At 73.8% G+C, this 17,525-nt stretch carries 15 protein-coding genes; 7 read left to right on the top strand and 8 right to left on the bottom strand.

Annotated elements, in window-relative coordinates:
* Positions 1–34 precede the first annotated feature (34 nt).
* Positions 35–1,240, top strand: coding sequence for an NAD(P)-binding domain-containing protein (locus ACTSKS_RS07605; protein WP_442927423.1), 1,206 nt, complete (start codon positions 35–37; stop codon positions 1,238–1,240).
* A 21-nt stretch (positions 1,241–1,261) separates the two neighbouring features.
* Here the strand turns inward: ACTSKS_RS07605 and nth are convergent, their stop codons facing one another.
* Positions 1,262–2,068 carry an endonuclease III gene (gene nth, locus ACTSKS_RS07600; RefSeq protein WP_061867655.1) on the bottom strand — a complete coding sequence of 269 codons (807 nt, stop codon included), beginning with the start codon at positions 2,066–2,068 and terminating at the stop codon, positions 1,262–1,264.
* Positions 2,069–2,302: 234 nt separating this feature from the next.
* On the opposite strand from nth, the gene acs reads away from it, so the two are divergent.
* The gene (gene acs / locus ACTSKS_RS07595; RefSeq protein ID WP_061867654.1) at positions 2,303–4,243 is read left to right on the top strand and encodes an acetate--CoA ligase; all 1,941 of its coding nucleotides are present in this window, start codon (positions 2,303–2,305) and stop codon (positions 4,241–4,243) included.
* Between the two features lie 75 nt (positions 4,244–4,318).
* Here the strand turns inward: acs and ACTSKS_RS07590 are convergent, their stop codons facing one another.
* The 4 genes from ACTSKS_RS07590 to ACTSKS_RS07575 form a co-directional block, all read right to left on the bottom strand.
* Positions 4,319–4,801 (bottom strand): GntR family transcriptional regulator, encoded by a 483-nt coding sequence (locus ACTSKS_RS07590; RefSeq protein ID WP_049144842.1) that lies wholly within the window; start codon positions 4,799–4,801, stop codon positions 4,319–4,321.
* On the bottom strand, positions 4,773–4,958 hold the full coding sequence (locus ACTSKS_RS07585) for a methionine/alanine import family NSS transporter small subunit (protein ID WP_049144840.1): 186 nt from the start codon (positions 4,956–4,958) through the stop codon (positions 4,773–4,775). The genes ACTSKS_RS07590 and ACTSKS_RS07585 overlap by 29 nt, the downstream gene beginning before the upstream one ends.
* Before the next feature lie 3 nt (positions 4,959–4,961).
* A complete protein-coding gene (locus ACTSKS_RS07580; protein ID WP_041103987.1) occupies positions 4,962–6,605 on the bottom strand; it encodes a sodium-dependent transporter in 1,644 nt (547 codons plus the stop codon).
* A gap of 119 nt (positions 6,606–6,724) precedes the next feature.
* Positions 6,725–8,104 carry a MarP family serine protease gene (locus tag ACTSKS_RS07575; protein WP_216879499.1) on the bottom strand — a complete coding sequence of 460 codons (1,380 nt, stop codon included), beginning with the start codon at positions 8,102–8,104 and terminating at the stop codon, positions 6,725–6,727.
* Positions 8,105–8,278: 174 nt separating this feature from the next.
* Here ACTSKS_RS07575 and ACTSKS_RS07570 point away from each other — a divergent pair, with 174 nt between their 5' ends.
* Positions 8,279–8,956, top strand: coding sequence for a Crp/Fnr family transcriptional regulator (locus ACTSKS_RS07570; protein WP_002854021.1), 678 nt, complete (start codon positions 8,279–8,281; stop codon positions 8,954–8,956).
* A 35-nt stretch (positions 8,957–8,991) separates the two neighbouring features.
* On the opposite strand, the gene ACTSKS_RS07565 is transcribed toward ACTSKS_RS07570, so the two are convergent.
* Genes ACTSKS_RS07565 through ACTSKS_RS07555 form a run of 3 tightly spaced genes read right to left on the bottom strand, consistent with a single transcriptional unit; the run spans position 8,992 to position 10,548 of the window.
* Positions 8,992–9,894, bottom strand: a complete 903-nt coding sequence (locus tag ACTSKS_RS07565; RefSeq protein ID WP_217565107.1) for an NUDIX hydrolase — start codon at positions 9,892–9,894, stop codon at positions 8,992–8,994.
* Positions 9,884–10,384: a RidA family protein gene (locus tag ACTSKS_RS07560; protein ID WP_095694911.1), complete on the bottom strand. Its 501-nt coding sequence runs from the start codon at positions 10,382–10,384 to the stop codon at positions 9,884–9,886. Before ACTSKS_RS07560 ends, ACTSKS_RS07565 begins: the two co-directional genes overlap by 11 nt.
* On the bottom strand, positions 10,381–10,548 hold the full coding sequence (locus tag ACTSKS_RS07555; RefSeq protein ID WP_010080276.1) for a DUF4177 domain-containing protein: 168 nt from the start codon (positions 10,546–10,548) through the stop codon (positions 10,381–10,383). The genes ACTSKS_RS07560 and ACTSKS_RS07555 overlap by 4 nt, the downstream gene beginning before the upstream one ends.
* A gap of 68 nt (positions 10,549–10,616) precedes the next feature.
* Here ACTSKS_RS07555 and ACTSKS_RS07550 point away from each other — a divergent pair, with 68 nt between their 5' ends.
* From ACTSKS_RS07550 to ACTSKS_RS07535, 4 genes are read left to right on the top strand one after another with little or no spacing between them, the layout of a single operon-like run.
* Entirely contained in the window at positions 10,617–12,800 is a 2,184-nt protein-coding gene (locus ACTSKS_RS07550) for a transglycosylase domain-containing protein (RefSeq protein ID WP_217565104.1), read from the top strand.
* A 5-nt stretch (positions 12,801–12,805) separates the two neighbouring features.
* Positions 12,806–13,774, top strand: coding sequence for a metallophosphoesterase (locus tag ACTSKS_RS07545; RefSeq protein WP_217565102.1), 969 nt, complete (start codon positions 12,806–12,808; stop codon positions 13,772–13,774).
* 41 nt (positions 13,775–13,815) lie between these two features.
* On the top strand, positions 13,816–15,654 hold the full coding sequence (locus ACTSKS_RS07540) for an ABC transporter ATP-binding protein (protein WP_217565100.1): 1,839 nt from the start codon (positions 13,816–13,818) through the stop codon (positions 15,652–15,654).
* Positions 15,651–17,516, top strand: a complete 1,866-nt coding sequence (locus ACTSKS_RS07535; protein ID WP_158183955.1) for an ABC transporter ATP-binding protein — start codon at positions 15,651–15,653, stop codon at positions 17,514–17,516. The genes ACTSKS_RS07540 and ACTSKS_RS07535 overlap by 4 nt, the downstream gene beginning before the upstream one ends.
* Positions 17,517–17,525: the final 9 nt, after the last annotated feature.

Here is a 17,525-nt window from a genome sequence, read left to right as displayed (position 1 = left end):
CCCCCACGCTAGCCGCCGGTCGTAGCCTCGGGGCATGACGGCTCCCCTGACCTCGCCCCCGGCGGCCACCGCGTCCCCGGATCCGGTGGACGTCGCGGTGATCGGCGCCGGCCAGGCCGGACTGGCGGCCGGCTACTTCCTGGCGCGGGCCGCGCGGGACGTCGACCGCGGACGCCGGCCGGGCCCGCCGCCGTCGTTCGTCCTGCTCGACGCGTCCGCCCAGCCCGGCGGCGCGTGGCCGCACCACTGGGACTCCCTGCGCCTGTTCTCCCCCGCCGAGCACTCCTCCCTGCCGGGCCGACCCATGCCGCCGTCGCCCGGCCCCGGCACCCCGGACGCCGGGCACGTCGTCGCGTACCTGGCCGACTACGAGGACCGCTACGGGCTGCCGGTGCGCCGGGGCGTGCGCGTCGCGGCGGTGATGCACGACGCCGCCGCGTCCCCTCCGTTCACCCTGCGGCTCGAGGACGGCTCGGCCCTGAGCGCCCGCGCGGTGGTCTCCGCGACCGGCTCGTTCACCCGCCCGTTCGTGCCGGCCCTCCCGGGCGCCGACCGCTTCGGCGGCACGCAGCGGCACTCCGCCGCGTACCGCTCCCCCGACGCGTTCACCGGGCGGCGCGTCCTCGTGGTGGGCGGCGGCAACTCGGGCGCCCAGATCGCGGCGGACCTGCTGCTGGCGGGTGTCGCCACCACGTGGGCCACCCGGCGTCCGCCCCGGTTCATGCCGGACGACGTCGACGGGCGGGTGCTCTTCGATCGGGCCTCGGCGCGCGTGCTGGGCCGCTCCGAGGCGCGCGTGGGCGACCTCGGGGACATCGTCATGGTGCCCTCGGTGATCCGCGCCCGCGACGAGGCCGGGCTCCACGCGGTCCCCGCGCCCACCGCGCTCACGCCGGACGGCGTCCGCTGGGACCACGACGCCGGCGCGAGCCACGGCTGGCCCGCCGCCAGCCGCGCCGCGGCCCGGGTGCGCGGCACCGAGCACCCGGTGGACGACGTCGTCTGGTGCACGGGCTTCCGGGCGGACCTGCGCCACCTGCGGAGCCTCGAGCTGACCCGCCGCCCCTCCGGGGCGCCGGCGACGGAGCGTGCGCTGCCGACCGCCTCGGTGGACGTGCCGGGGCTGCACCTGCTCGGCTACGACGACTGGTGCGGGGCCGCCTCGGCCACGCTCGCGGGCGTGGGGGTGCACGCGCGCCGGGCCGTCGACGCGATCCTCGCGGGCCTCACCGCGGGCTGAGCGGGTGGACCAGCCGGGCGGTCAGGCCTCCAGTCCGTGGCCGAGCGCGCGCAGCTCGCGGCGCGTCCGCCCCGCGCGCAGGAGCTCGAGCAGCTCCTCCCGGCCGGGCTTGAGCTCGTAGGCGAGCAGGGCGCGCGCCCGCTCGGGGTCGGTCTCCCCCTCGCCGTAGGACGGGCACCAGCGGGCGATCGGGCACGCCCCGCACGCCGGGCGGCGCGCGTGGCACACGCGGCGGCCGTGGAAGATCAGCCGGTGGGAGAGCATCGTCCAGTCCCGGCGCGGGAACAGGGCGCCCACGGCGTGCTCCACCTTCACCGGGTCGGTCTCGTCCGTGAACCCCAGGCGTCGGGCCAGCCGGCCGACGTGCGTGTCCACCGTGATCCCGGGCTGGCCGAAGGCGTTGCCGAGCACCACGAACGCGGTCTTGCGCCCCACCCCGGGCAGCGCCACGAGGTCCTCGAGACGGGCGGGGACCTCGCCGTCGTGCCGGGCCACGAGCTCCTGGGACAGCCGCAGGATCGCCGAGGCCTTGTTCCGGTAGAACCCCGTGGAGCGCACGAGCTCCTGCAGCTCGGGCTCGGTGGCCGCCGCCATCGCGTGGGCATCCGGGAAGCGGGCGAACAGCGCCGGCGTGGCCGCGTTGACGCGCACGTCGGTGGTCTGGGCGGACAGCACCGTGGCCACGAGCAGCTCGAACGGCGTCTCGAAGTCCAGCTCGGCGACGGCGTACGGGTACGTCTCGGCCAGGATCCGGTCGATCCGCCGCGCCCGGCGCACCAGGGCCAGCCGGGTCTCCCCGGTCGGCGTGCCCGTCGACTCCGTCTCCATCCGCGCGTCCTCCCGCCCTCGTGCGATCCGCTCAGGTCCGACCATCCTAGGGAGCGGGGCACATGCCGACGTCCGCACCGCGTCCGGCCCCCGCTTCTGGGTGCGATGCGACACACAGGACCTGAGGATTTGTGGCGACGACGCCGCGCGCGGCATGCTGAGGCGGGAGACTAGTGTGGGACGCGTCACATCCGTGCCGCGCACCGACCGCACCACCCCGAAAGGACCCCGTCGATGGACGAGCAGATCCCCACGTTCCCGCCCCCGACCGAGTTCGCCGCCCAGGCGGTGGCCGGAGCCGACCTCTACGAGGAGGCCGCCGAGGACCGCCTGGCCTACTGGGCCCGCCGCGCCCGCGAGATCCTGCACTGGGAGCAGGACTTCACCGACGTCCTGGACTGGTCCGACGCGCCCTTCGCGAAGTGGTTCGTCGGCGGCACCACCAACGCCGCGTACAACGCCCTGGACCGCCACGTCGAGGCCGGCCACGGCGACCGCGTGGCCATCCACTTCGAGGGCGAGCCCGGCGACACCCGGACTTACACCTACGCCGACCTGGCCGCCGAGGTCCGGCGCGCCGCCAACGCGTTCGAGTCCCTCGGCGTGACCAAGGGAGACCGCGTGGCCGTCTACCTGCCGATGATCCCGGAGGCCGTCATCACGATGCTCGCGTGCGCGCGCATCGGCGCGGTCCACTCCGTGGTCTTCGGCGGCTTCTCCTCCGACGCCCTGCGCTCCCGCGTGGACGACGCCGAGGCCAAGCTCGTCGTCACGGCCGACGGCTCCTTCCGCCGCGGCAAGCCCTCCATGCTCAAGCCCGCCGTGGACCAGGCCCTCTCCGCGCCCGGCCACACCGCCGAGCACGTGCTCGTGGTCCGCCGCAACGAGGCCGAGGTCGAGATGACCGAGGGCCGCGACCTGTGGTGGCACGACGTCGTGGACGCCCAGTCCGACGAGCACGAGCTCGTGTGGCACGACGCCGAGCACCCGCTCTACATCCTCTACACCTCCGGTACCACCGGGAAGCCGAAGGGCATCCTGCACACCACCGGCGGCTACCTCGTGCAGGCCGCGGCCACCCACCACGACACCTTCGACCTGCACCCGGAGTCGGACGTCTTCTGGTGCACCGCCGACGTCGGCTGGGTCACCGGGCACTCCTACGTCGCCTATGCGCCGCTGGTCAACGGCGCCACCCAGGTGATCTACGAGGGCACCCCGGACTCCCCGCACCAGGGCCGCTGGTGGGAGATCGTGCAGAAGTACGGCGTGAGCATCCTCTACACGGCGCCGACGGCGATCCGCACGTTCATGAAGTGGGGCCGGCACATCCCGGACGAGTACGACCTCTCCAGCCTGCGCGTGCTCGGCTCCGTGGGCGAGGCCATCAACCCGGAGGCCTGGCGCTGGTACCACGAGGTCATCGGCGCCGGCCGCTGCCCCATCGTGGACACCTGGTGGCAGACCGAGACAGGCGCCCACATGCTCACCCCGCTGCCCGGCGTGACCACCCTCAAGCCCGGTTCCGCCCAGAGGCCGGTGCCCGGCGTCGTGCTGGAGGTCGTGGACGAGCTCGGCGAGCCCATGACGGACACGAGCGCGGGCTTCCTCGTGGTGCGCGAGCCGTGGCCGTCCATGCTGCGCGGCATCTGGGGCGACCGGGAGCGCTTCAAGGAGACCTACTGGTCCCGCTTCCCCGGCATGTACTTCGCCGGCGACGGCGCCCGCTACGACGAGGACGGCGACATCTGGCTGCTGGGCCGCGTGGACGACGTCATGAACGTCTCCGGCCACCGCCTGTCCACCACCGAGATCGAGTCCTCCCTCGTGGCGCACCCGTCCGTGGCCGAGTCCGCGGTGGTCGGCGCGAAGGATGAGACCACGGGCGAGGCGGTCGTCGCGTTCGTCCTGCTCACCGAGGACGCCGCCGCGGCCGATCGCGACGTCGCCGAGGTCGAGGAGGAGCTGCGGCAGCACGTGGGCAAGAACATCGGCCCCATCGCCAAGCCCAAGCGCGTGCTCGTGGTCCCCGAGCTGCCCAAGACGCGCTCCGGCAAGATCATGCGCCGCCTGCTCAAGGACGTGGCCGAGGGCCGCGACCCGGGCGACTCCACCACGCTGGCCGACCCCACGGTCATGCAGCGCATCGTGGAGACGCTCGCACCGAAGGCCTGAGCCGGCACGACGACGCCGCCCCGGTCCGCACGCTGTGTGCGGTCCGGGGCGGCGTCGTCGGTGGGCGGGCCCGGCTCAGGCGCGGGCGGCCGCGTCCCGCCGGACCAGCTCCACGGCCTCGTCGGGCGTGTAGCCGAGGCGTTCGAGCAGGGTGTCGAGACAGCGGCGCACGGCCTGGTGCGCGGCGTCCGCGCGGGCGTCCGCCGAGGCGGCCACGAACGTGCCCGCGCGCCCCCGGGTGCGGATGGTGCCGTGCGCCTCGAGCTCCTTGTAGGCCCGGGCCACGGTGCCCGGTGCCACGCCGAGCTCGGCCGCGAGCGCACGCACGGGCGGCAGTCGGTCCCCGCGGGCGAGGGATCCGGAGGCGACGCCGGCCAGGACCGCGTCCACGATCTGCCGGTAGGGCGGGGCCGGCAGGCTCCCGTCCACCGCCACGACCGGCAGGGAGGCGGAGACCACGCCCGCGGCCCCGTCGGCGACCGAGGCCGCGGACGGGGCCGCTGCGGACGGACCGGGGGCCCTCATCGACTCACCGGTGCTGCGCGTCGAGACGGCCATCCTCGCGCTCCCACACGGCGGGGGCCAGTTCGTCCTCGATGGCGAGGTCGCCCGAGGAGTCGTCCGGGTGGCGGAGCAGGTGGACGGCGGAGACCGCGAGGCCGCCCCACACCAGGAGGATGGCCAGGGACATCATGACGATCGCTGCGGTGCTCATCGGTCAGAGCTCCTTCCGGGTGGCGGCCGCGGGCACCACCGGCAGGGCGCCGGTGGGGACGGTGCCCTCGGGCACGGCGTTGTGCGGGATGAGGTCGCCGTGGATCTCGCTGTCCAGGTCCTCGGCGTAGAGGTTGGACTTGCGGGACCACGGGATCAGGGAGAGCAGGATCGCCAGGGCGACGGAGCCGAGCGCGATGCCCCAGCCGAAGACGCCGAGGAAGTCGCCCGGGTAGCCCTCATAGCCCTCCGCGATCACCTTCATGATCCAGGAGAGCCAGATGTAGGCGAGCACGATCGGCATGAGCACGCCGATCAGCAGCACGTACCCGCGGCCGACCTTGAAGGAGGAGACGGCGTTGAGGTGCGCCGTGATGCGACGGGCCGAGCCCAGCGCACCGGTGACCAGGAGCACCGACAGGAGCGCCGCGCCCACGATGCCGAAGTTGTTGGCGAACGCGTCCATGGTGTCCAGCATCTGCAGGCCCGTGGTGGTGGAGAACAGGGCGAGGGAGACCACCCCGGACAGGCCGATCACCACGATCGTGGCCGTCCAGCGGCCCCAGCCGAGCTTGTCCTTCACGGCGGAGATGACGACCTCGAGGATCGAGATCAGCGAGGTGAAGCCGGCGACCACGAGCGAGCCGAAGAACAGCACGCCGATCAGGGCGCCGAGCGGGGCCTGCGAGATCAGGGTGGGGAAGGCGATGAACGCCAGGCCGATGCCGCTGCCGGCCACCTCGGCCACGGACACGCCGGAGGCCTGCGCCATGAAGCCCAGGGCGGAGAACACGCCGATGCCGGCCAGGATCTCGAAGCCCGAGTTGGAGAAGCCGACCACCAGGCCGGAGCCGGTGAGGTTCGTGCGGCGGTTGAGGTAGGAAGCGTAGGTGATCATGATGCCGAAGCCGACGGACAGCGAGAAGAAGATCTGACCGTAGGCGGCGATCCAGACGCCCGGGTCCGCCAGCGCGGCCCAGTTCGGCGTGAACAGCGCGTCCAGGCCCTGGGCGGCGCCCGGCAGGGTGAGGGCGATGCCGACGAGGATCAGGAACATCACGACGAGCAGCGGGATGCCGACCATCGAGGCCAGGGCCACGCCCCGGCGCACGCCGAAGCCCATGATGAGCAGCGTGATCACCCAGACGGCGAGCATGGGCCAGAAGACGCCCGAGACGACGTCGAAGGACGGGGACGGGTCGTCGGCGACCTGCAGGTAGTCGCCCATGAGGAAGGTCTCCGGGTCGTCGCCCCACCGCTGGTCCACGGAGAACCAGGTGTACATGATCGCCCAGCCGATGATCGCGGCGTAGTAGATCCCGATGACGACGCAGATGAGCACCTGCCACCAGCCGACGGTCTCGGTCCACCGGGACAGGCGCCGGAACGCCAGCGGCGCGGAGCCGCGGAAGCGGTGGCCGATCGCGTAGTCGAAGAACAGCAGCGGGATGCCCGCGGTGAGCAGCGCGATCAGGTAGGGGATGACGAACGCGCCGCCGCCGTTCTCATAGGCGACGTAGGGGAAGCGCCAGATGTTGCCGAGGCCCACGGCGGAGCCGATGGCCGCCAGGATGAAGGCCCACCGGCCGGTGAACTCCTCCCGGGTGCGCTTCGGCGCCGACGCGGGCGCGGAGACGGTGCTGGACATGCAGGACCTCCGGGGGTCGGGAAAACTCGAGTGTGACGGAGGACACAATAGTCGACACGGGCCGTTGCCGGACAGTCCGGTCCGGAATGCGGGCATCAGGCGCGTGGCGCGGCGCCGGCTCAGCCGCCCGGGACGCAGTCCCCCGAAGGGACCGTGGCCGTCATTTCCGGGGCCGCGGCGACGACGGGGGCGATGGTGTCCGCCGTCAGGGCGTAGCCGACGGCGTCCGAGCCCGGGGCCCGGGCGAACACCAGACCGGCCAGGTTCCCGGCCGTGTCCACCACCGGGCCGCCCGAGTAGCCGTGGCGGATGTCCGCCGCGAGGGTGTAGACGTCCACCATGCTCGCGGCACCGGTCAGGACGTCGCCGAGCGGCACCTCGCCGACGGCCTGCACGGTCGCGGGGGTGGAGGCGAACGGGCCGCCGTCGGGATAGCCCAGGACGGAGGCCGACGCGCCGCCCGTCAGCTCGGCGCCGACCGGCATGACGGGCAGGTTCGCGTCGTCGACCGCCAGGACGGCGAGGTCGTGCGCCGTGTCCAGGTGGACGATCCGCGCCGCGTGCACGCCGCGGGCGCGGTCCGTCACGGTGGGGGCGTCCACGCCGAGGACCACGTGCGCGTTCGTGAGCACGCGGTCCGGGGCCACGGCCACGCCCGAGCCGCTCTGCACCTGGTTGCACTGCGCGGCCGTCCCGGTCAGCCGGACGACGGCGGCCGACGCCGAGGAGGCGGCGGGAGTCGAGGGGGCGGCCGTCGACGTCGACGAGGCGGGGGCGGTCGTCGTGGCCGACGGCGCGGCGGCCGTGGACGACGACGCCGCGGCGGCGTCGTCGGGCTCCTCGGGGGTCGCCGAGGCGGACGGGGCGGACGTCGCGGTGTCGGACGGGGAGGAGGCGGCCGAGGGCAGACCCGGCGTCGCGGCCGGGGCCGGGGCGGCGCGGACGCCGTCGTCGGACTCCGGGACGGGGGCGGGCAGCTCGAGCTCCGGCAGCACGTCCAGGTCGGCGACGGCGGAGCGCGAGCGGGCGGCCCAGGCCAGGAGCGAGTCGGGCATCACGGTGTCCAGCGCCGTGATCACCTGCGAGCGGTTCACCTCACGGGTGACCGCGGTGGAGCCGGAGGCCGCGATGGAGAACGCCACGAGCCAGAGGACGAGGGCGCCCGCGAGACCGGCGGCGAGCGCGCCGAGCAGGCGGTCGACGAGTCGCAGGGCCGGCAGGTTCACGCGCAGCCGGATCGCCTCGCCGATGGCGGCGCCCACGTACTGGCCCGCCGCCACGAGCAGGACGAGGGTGGCGATCAGCGCGGCCCACCGCCACTGCGGCGCGGTGACGAACTCCGCCACCTCCGGCAGGGCGTAGAACGCGATCGCGGCACCGCCGACCAGGCCGACGAGGTTGCCCAGCACCACCCACAGGCCGCGACGGTGGCCCTGGACCAGGAGCATCGCGAGCGCGACGATGAGCAGGACGTCCAGCCACGTCAGACCCAGCGGCATGGGCGACCTCCTTCGGATGCGACGGCACCGGCCACGCGCGGGGACCGCCCGCGCGCCCGGTGGAGGATCCAGGGTATCGGCCCGCACGGGGGTATGGGGCACAATGGACGCCAGTGAACCGGGCGGCTCCTCCGCCGCGGTGTGAGGAACTGCCCACAGAGAGGACACGCACACATGGATCTCGAGGTTCTGCGGAAGGCTCCGCTGTTCACCAACCTGGACGACGAGGTGTTCGCCATCCTCACCTCGGAGCTGACCGAGGTGGAGCTCTCCCGCGGCGCGTCCGCGTTCCACGAGGGCGACCAGGGCGATCAGCTGTACGTGATCATGTCCGGCAAGATCAAGCTCGGCCGCACCGCTTCGGACGGCCGCGAGAACCTCGTGGCCGTGCTCGGCCCCGGCGAGATCTTCGGCGAGATGGCCCTGTTCAACCCCGCCCCGCGCAACGCCACCGCCACCGCGGTGTCCGCCACGCGCCTGGCCGGTCTGCGCCATGAGAACCTGCGCCGCGCCATCGCCTCGTCGCCGGATGTGTCGGTCCAGCTGCTCCAGGCCCTGGCCCAGCGCCTGTCCAAGACCAACGAGTCCCTGGCGGACCTGGTGTTCTCGGACGTGCCGGGCCGCGTGGCCAAGGCGCTCCTGGACCTCGCGGACCGCTTCGGCCGGCCGGCCGCGGACGGCCTGCTGGTGGCGCACGACCTCACGCAGGAGGAGCTCGCCCAGCTGGTGGGCGCGTCCCGCGAGACCGTGAACAAGGCCCTGGCCGAGTTCGTCCAGCGCGGCTGGATCCGCCTGGAGAACCGCGCCGTGGTCATCCTGGACCTGCAGCGTCTGCGTCAGCGTTCGCGCTGACGCCCCCCGCCCTGCCGTGGAGCGGGCCACCCCGGTCAGTCCCGGGTGGCCCGCTCCACGCGCATCCGGGGGGTGCCGTCGTCGCCGGCCTCGGTGACCAGGTGGTATTCCGGCACGGGGTCGCGCCGGGCACAGGGCGTGACGGAGAGCAGGAAGGCGGCGGCCGTCCGGTGCGCCGCGACCCGACGCACCATCACCTGCGTCAGTGGGGTCGCCACCTGGTCGAAGGGCGCCGTGCCCTCCGCCCCGGCGGGTCCGGGCAGCCGCAGCGGGCCGGCGAGCGCGCGACGCGCGGGCACCCACGCCTGGAGTTCGGGACCGGGTTCCTCTGCTGTCGGCGCGGACTGCAGCGGTGGGGTCGTCGTAGCGAACACGGCCGTGTCGAAGCGTCGGTGGACGTGGGGCGCGGATTGCCAGCGCATGACGGGGCGCAGCAGGTCGGTGCGCAGTCCGAGGCCGCGCGCGGCCAGCAGGCGGGGCAGGCTCTCCGAGCCCTCCTCGAGCGAGCTGCGGCCCCCGCCCCAGGTCTCGATGCGCGCCGTGGCCACGACGTCCGTGTCGGAGCGGCCGGCGAGGAGCACTCCGGCCTCGTCGTGGAGCTCGCGGACGGCGGCCACCACGTGCTGCCGCGCACGCCGCCGGTCCGTGGTCCCGAACGTGCGGGCCCACTGGGAGGGCTCGGGCCCGTACCACGGGCAGGAGTCGGCGTCGGACTCGATGAGCGCGCCGCCGGGCAGGCCCACGCGGCCGAGCGGGGTGCGTCCCGCGCGGTGGCGGAGGAAGACCTCCGGGCCGTCGTCGCCGTCGCGCACCAGGACGACGGACGACGCGGGCCGGGCCGGGCGGACCTGGCGGAAGCGCCGGTCCAGCCACTGGCGGGTGAGGTCCTCCTCCTGCTCCGGGACCGGCAGCAGCATGCCGGCCGGGTCAGCGGACACGGACGGTGATCTCCACCTCGACGGGAGCGTCCATGGGCAGCACGGCCACGCCGACGGCGGAGCGCGCGTGGCGGCCGACCTCGCCGAAGATCTCGGCCAGCACGTCCGAGGCGCCGTTCACCACGCCGGGCTGACCGGTGAACGCGGGGTCGGAGGCCACGAAACCGACGACCTTGACGACCTGGGCGACTCGGTCCAGGTCCCCCAGCAGCTCGTGCACCGCGGCCATCGCGTTCACGGCGCACGCCCGCGCGAGCTCCTGGGCGCGTTCGGGGGTGACCTCCGCGCCCACCTTGCCGGTGGCGTGCAGGGCGCCGGCCACGAAAGGGAGCTGGCCTGAGGTCAGCACGAGGTCGCCGTCAAGCAGGGCCGGGACGTAGGAGCCGACCGGCGCCGCGACGGCGGGTCGGTCGATGCCGAGCGCCGCGAGGCGGGCCGCGACGGCGCCGTCGCCCCAGGTGGGGGCCGAGGACTGCGCCGTCACGTTCACGCCGCCTTCGGACGCTTGAGGTAGGCCACGGGGTTGTTCCCCTCGGGGCCCGGGATCACCGTGACGAGCTCCCAGCCGTCCTCGCCCCACTGGTCGAGGATCTGCTTGGTCGCGTGGATGAGGAGGGGGATCGTGGCGTACTCCCACTGCGTCTGCTGAGTCATGGGACCCACCCTAGCCACCGGCGCGGACCCCGGAAGAGGTCCCAGGTGCCCGCGCTACACTCGCGCCCATGGCCTCCCGCACGACCCGCTTCCCCGCCCCCTCGAGCGCTCTCGGCCGCCTCCTCGCCTTCGTGGGCCTCTCGGCGGTGGCCGGCCTGCTCGTGGCGGCCCTCCTGCTGCCCGTCGCGGGCCTGGCCGGTGTCGCCGCCGCGTCGGGCCGGGAGATGCTGGAGGAGCTGCCGGACGAGCTGCCCGCGGAGCCGGTCTCCGTCCCGTCGCGCATCCTGTCGGAGGACGGTGAGGAGATCGCCGTCTTCTACGAGGAGAACCGCACCCCGGTCCCGCTGGACGAGATCTCGGAGCACATGCAGCACGCGATCGTGGCCATCGAGGACGAGCGCTTCTACGAGCACGAGGGCGTGGACGCACGAGGCCTCATCCGCGCGACCGTGAACAACGCCACCTCCGACTCCACGCAGGGCGCCTCCACCCTCACCCAGCAGTTCGTGAACAACATGCTGGTGAACGTGCAGCAGATCCGCGGCGACTCCCGCCTCACGCTCTCCGGCTCCAAGAACATCGCGGACAAGGTCAAGGAGATCAAGCTCGCGGTCGCCGTCGAGAAGCAGATGTCGAAGGACGAGATCCTCGAGGGCTACCTCAACATCGTGCTGTTCTCCGGCCGTTCCTACGGGGTCGAGGCCGCCTCGCAGTACGTGTTCGGCAAGTCCGCCGCCGACCTGGAGAGCTGGGAGGCCGCCACGCTGGCCGGCATGGTCCAGTCCCCCACCCGGTTCGACCCGGCCCGCAATCCGGAGGAGGCCACGGAGCGGCGCAACCTCGTGCTGAACGCGATGAAGGACAACGGCTACCTCTCCCAGGAGGAGTACGACCACGCCGTCGCCCAGCCGATGGAGGTGGTCATGGAGTCCCGCCCCTCGGGCTGCCTCTACGCCAAGTTCGGCACCTACTTCTGCGACTACGTGGAGCGGCAGATCCTCGCCGACCCCACGTTCGGCCCGGACGTCCAGTCCCGCCAGGCCCTGCTGGACCGCGGCGGGCTCACCATCCGCACGACGATCGACTCGACGCTCCAGAAGGAGACCGAGAAGAACCTGCGCGCCTCGGTGCCCAACAACGAGTCGCTGGGCGCCGGCCACGCGCTCACCTCGGTGGAGGCCGGCACCGGCAACATCCGCACCATGGCCCAGAACACCGAGTACGCCATCCAGGACGAGCTCGGCCACACCTCGCTGAACTTCAACGTGGACAAGCAGTGGGGTGGCGGCCAGGGCTTCCAGGCCGGCTCCACGCTCAAGCCCTTCGTGGCACTGACGTGGCTGCGCAACGGCAACCGCCTGGTCGACTCCGTGGACGCCTCCCGGAACGTCTACCCCACGGGCACGCGGTTCGCTGCCTCGTGCCGCCCGGGCGGCTACACCACGGTCGGCGGCACCTGGCAGTTCAAGAACGTGGTCCCGGGCATGCTGCGGCAGGTGCGCGTGGACGAGGGCCTCTTCTGGTCGGTGAACACGCCGACCGTCGCCACCGCGTACCAGCTGGATCTGTGCGACATCACGAGCCTCACCACCCAGCTGGGCGTCACCCGCGCCCTGGACAGCTCCCCGTTGCAGCCGGACGACCCGTCCTTCCTGCTCGGCAAGGACTCGGTGGCCCCGCTCTCCCTGGCCGGCGCGTACGCCGCCATCGCCGCGAACGGCCTGTACTGCGAGCCGCGCGCCATCCTGGAGGTCACGGACACCGCCGGCAACCAGTACGACGTCGCCGACCCGCAGTGCGACCAGGTCATCGACCCGGACCACGTCCGGGAGCTGATGCCGGTCCTGCGCCACATCGGCGGCTTCAACATCGCCGAGGAGGGCGCCGGCTACGAGTTCGGCGGCAAGACGGGCACGAACGACAACGTGTCCTCCACGTGGTTCGTCGGGTTCACCAACAAGCTGGCCACCGCCGTGTGGACCGGCCGCTACAACAACCTGAAGACCATGACGGGCGAGACCGTCAACGGCGAGGTCCGCAACCCGTTCTACTCGACCTCCATCAACGGCCCGTCCTGGCTCGAGTACAACCAGTTGGCCAAGGAGAAGTTCCCGCCGGGTGAACTGCCCGAGTGGGACGGCCCGCAGTCGGAGGACCCGGGCGAGGCCGGCGAGCACCCGGACGGACGCCAGTTCCACATCGACGACCTGGACCGGGGCGGGCCGTTGCCCGAGGCGGTCCCGGGCTACTGACCGCGATGCGCCCCGCCGCCTCCCGCACCCGCCGCATGCTCCGTTCCGCAGCGCCTGCCGCCGTCGGGATGGCCACGACGGCGGGCCTCGGCCTGGCCTGGGGCCTCGTCGAGGCCGAGGCCCGGACGGTGCGCACGCACCGACTGGCCGTACTGCCGGCCGGGTCGGCGCCGCTGCGGGTGCTGCACCTCTCGGACATCCACCTGCTGCCCCGGCACCGGGCCAAGCGGGCGTGGCTGCGCGGATTGGATGTACTCGAGCCTGACCTCGTGGTCAACACGGGGGACAACGTGTCCGCCGCGGCGTCGGTGCCGCTCGTGCTCGACGCGCTCGGGCCGCTGCTGGCGCGGCCGGGCGTGTTCGTGCCCGGCTCCAACGACTACTACGCGCCCAAGGCGGCCAACCCCCTGCGGTACTTCGCGGGCCCCTCGCGCATGGACGCGGACCGGCCCCGGCTTCCCTCCGACGTCCTGTTCGGCGCGTTCCGCGCCGCCGGCTGGGCCGACCTGACGAACCGGGGCGTCGCCCTGGCCGTGCCGACCCGCGCCGGGACCACGCTCCAGGTCCTCGCCGCCGGCACCGACGACCCGCACCTCGGTCTGGACGCCTGGGCCGGCTTCCCCGGCCCCGCACACGACGACGGCGCCGGGCGGCCCGGCGGCGACGGGCGGTTCCGGCTGGGCGTCACCCACGCCCCGTACCGCCGCGTGCTGGACGCCATGACCGTCGACGGCGCCGATCTGCTGCTCGCCGGCCACACCCACGGCGGGCAGGTCTGCGTGCCGTTCCTCGGCGCGCTCGTCACCAACTGCGACCTGCCGCGCCGGCAGGCCTCCGGGGTCTCGACGTGGACGGCCGCGGGGCGGACCGTCCCGCTCGAGGTGTCGGCCGGCCTGGGGACCGCGCCGTCCGCGCCCGTGCGGTTCGCGTGCCGGCCCGAGGCCGTGGTGCTGGACCTGGTCCCGCGGGGCTGAGCCGCCTGTCCCGTCCGGGGCCGCGGGTACAGTGGAGCCCCGTGACCCGCACCACCTCTCCCGGCGCCTCGTCCCTGCGTGACGCCCTGGGCGGGATCGCACCGTACCTCGAGGGCGTGCGGGCGCGCTGGGTGCTCGGGCTCGCCTCGGCCATGGCGGCGGGCCTCGTGGCCCTGGCCATCCCGCAGGTCATCCACCTGCTCGTGGACACCGTGTTCACGGAGACCGTGCTCGCCCGGCCTTCCTCCCCCGACTCCCGCGCGGACGTGTGGCGGGCCGCCGGCCTGCTCACCGTGCTCGGCCTCGCCGAGGCCGCGTTCATCGGCCTGCGCCGGTACTTCATCCTCCCGCCGGCCGCCGGGGTGGAGAACCGGGCGCGCATCGCCCTGTTCGAACGGCTCCAGCGCCTGCCGGTGGCGTTCCACGACGCGTGGCCCTCGGGGCAGCTGCTCTCCCGGGCCCAGGGCGACCTCTCGCTCTTGCGGCGGTGGATCGCGTTCGGCTCGGTCATGCTCGTGGTGGACGTGGTGACCATCACCGTCGGCCTCGTCCTGCTGTTCCTGCTGTCTTGGCAGCTGGCCCTGCTCTACCTCGCCGCGGCCGTGCCGATCATGTGGGCGTCGTTCGGGTTCCGCAACGACTTCCGCGCCGCGTCCCGGCTCTCCCAGGACCAGGCCGGGGACCTCGCCACGTCCGTCGAGGAGTCGGTGCACGGCATCCGCGTCCTCAAGGCGTTCGGCCGCGGCGCGCACGCCCTCGACGGCTTCCGCGGGCGCGCCCGCACGCTGCAGGGCACCGAGGTGCACAAGGCGTCCGTGCTGGCTCGGTTCATCGCGCTGATCGTGGCCCTGCCGGAGACGGTGCTGGGCCTGGGCCTCGCCCTGGGCCTGTGGCTCGTGGCGACCGGGGAGCTGACGGTGGGCGCGCTCGCCGCCTACTTCGCCACCGCGGCCGTGCTGGCCGGGCCGGTCGAGTCGGTGGGCCAGCTGATGGGCATGACGCTCTCGGCTCGCACGGCGATCGACCGCCACGTGGACGTCCTCGCCACGCCCGTGGACATCGCCTCGCCCACCGGGGAGGCCGCCGTCGTGCCCCCGGCCACCGGCGCGCTCGCGTTCCACGGGGTGCGCTTCCGCTGGCCGGACGCGGACCCGGGGCGCGGGGAGCGCGACCTGCTCGACGGCGTCGACCTCGAGCTGGTGCCCGGCGAGACGATGGCCCTGGTCGGCGCGACCGGCGCCGGCAAGTCGACGCTGCTGCAGCTGGTCCCCCGGCTGCTCGACGTCACGGCGGGTTCCGTCTGCGTGGACGGGGTGGACGTGCGCCGGATGCCGCTCGAGGAGCTGCGCCGGCGGGTGTCCGTGGCGTTCGAGGACGCCACGCTGTTCTCCGCGACCATCCGGCAGAACGTGCTGCTCGGCGCCCCGGCGGACGTGCTCGCGGACGGCCTCCACTCCCCCGCGGCGGACGCCCTGCTCGACCTCGCGCTCGAGACCGCGCAGGCGGGCTTCGTGGCGGACCTGGCGGACGGCGTCGAGACCGAGATCGGCGAGGAGGGCCTCAGCCTCTCCGGCGGACAGCGCCAGCGGATCGCCCTCGCCCGCGCGATCGCGGCGCGCCCGGACGTGCTCGTGCTGGACGACCCCCTCTCCGCCCTCGACGTGCGCACCGAGGAGGCCGTGACCGCGCGCCTGCGCGAGGTCCTCGACGGGACGACCACCCTGATCGTGGCGCACCGTCCCTCCACCGTGGCCCTCGCGGACCGGGTCGCGGTGCTGGCGGACGGGCGGATCGAGGACGTGGGGACGCACCCCGAACTGCTGGCCCGCAGCGCCGTGTACCGGCACATCATCTCGAGCCGACCGGAGGAGCAGGCATGAGCGCCGCCGACGTGAGCCGCGTGCGCGGCGTGGGGGCCGAAGAGGACCTCGACTACACCCGCGCGGAGCGCCGCCACATCCGGCGCCGGTCCTTCCGGCTGCTCGGCGAGCTCGCGCGGCCGGTCCGGGGGACGCTGCTGCTCACCGCGGTCTTCGTGCTCGTGTCCAACGCGGCGCGGGCGGCCGGGCCGCTGATCATCGCCTGGGCGATCGACGCGGAGCTGCCGCGCGTCGTCGAAGCCGTGCGGGCCGGCGAGTCCGTCTGGCCCATCCTCGTCCCCGTGGGCGGGGCGTACGTGGCGGCGGCCGTCGTCTCCGGCGGCCTCCTGGGGGCGTACACGTGGCTCACCGCGCGGGCGAGCCAGGCCATGCTGCTGAGCCTGCGGCTGCGCGTGTTCCGGCACACGCAGCGGCTGAGCCTCGGCTTCCACGAGCGGTACACGTCCGGGCGGGTGATCTCGCGGCAGACCTCGGACCTGGAGGCGCTGCGGGAGCTGCTGGACCAGGGCGTGTCCTCGCTCGTGTCCGGGCTGATGTTCATGTCGTTCACCGCGGCGTCCATCCTGCTGCTGGACCCGCCGTCGTTCCTCGTGCTGCTGGGCGCGGCCGTGCCGGTGGCGATCGTGACGCGCTGGTACCAGGTGCGGTCCGAGGAGGCGTACCGGCGGTCGCGGGTGTCCTCGGCGCGGTCGATCGTGCACTTCGTGGAGACCATGACCGGCATCCGCGCGGTCCAGGCCTTCCGACGGGAACGGGACAACGACGCGCGGTACCGCGACTTGGCCACGGCCTACCGGGACGACATGGTGGCCACGCTCAACCTGTTCGGCATCCTGCAGCCGGTGCTCGTGGCGACGGGCAACCTGACGGTGGCGGCGCTGCTCGTGACCGGGGGCCTGCGCGTGCTCGACGGCGACCTCGAGGTGGGGGTGCTCGTGGCGCTCCTGCTGGCCGGGCGGCGCGTGTTCCAGCCCATGGAGATGGTGGCGATGTTCTACTCGTCGCTGCAGTCCGCGACGGCGGCGCTCGAGAAGGTCTCCGGCCTGCTCGAGGAGGAGCCCACCGTGGTGGAGGCCGCCGAGCCCACGCCGCTGCCCGGGGCCGACGCGCCGGGGGCGGGCGTGGCGTCCGGGCGGGTGGAGTTCCGGGACGCGGTGTTCAGCTACGGGCCGGACCGGGTGGTGCTGCCGGAGTTCGACCTCGTGATCCCGGCGGGTCAGACCGTGGCCGTGGTGGGCCAGACGGGCGCGGGCAAGTCGACGCTGGCCAAGCTCATCGCCCGGTTCTACGACGTGTCCACCGGCTCGCTGACGCTGGACGGGGTGGAGCTGCGCGAGCTCAGCCAGGCGGATCTGCGGCGCAACGTGGTGATGGTGACCCAGGAGGCGTTCCTGTTCTCCGGGTCGATCGCGGAGAACATCGCCCTCGGCCGGCCCGACGCCACCGAGGCCGAGATCCAGGCGGCCGCCCGGGCGGTGGGGGCGCACGACTTCATCCTGGGGCTGCCCGAGGGCTACGCGACCGACGTCGCCAAGCGCGGCGGGCGGCTGAGCGCGGGGCAGCGGCAGCTCGTGTCGTTCGCGCGGGCGTTCCTCGCGGACCCCGCCGTGCTGATCCTGGACGAGGCGACGTCGTCGCTGGACCTGCCGAGCGAGCGGCTCGTGCAGGCCGGGCTGGAGCGGCTGCTGGGGAACCGGACGGCGCTGATCATCGCCCACCGGCTCAGCACCGTCGAGACCGCCGACCGGGTGCTCGTGATGCACGACGGCCGGATCGTCGAGGACGGCAGCCCCGCCGAGCTGGTGGCGGCCGACGGGCGGTTCGCGGCGCTGCACCGGGCCTGGGAGGACTCGCTCGCCTGACGGGTGGCG

Origin of the sequence: Micrococcus sp. TCR-5 (genome assembly GCF_052220525.1) — a bacterium.
Classification (GTDB): domain Bacteria; phylum Actinomycetota; class Actinomycetes; order Actinomycetales; family Micrococcaceae; genus Micrococcus; species Micrococcus luteus.
The sequence above is the reverse complement of the archived record's forward strand: the minus strand, read 5'-3'. Positions and strand labels throughout refer to the sequence as shown.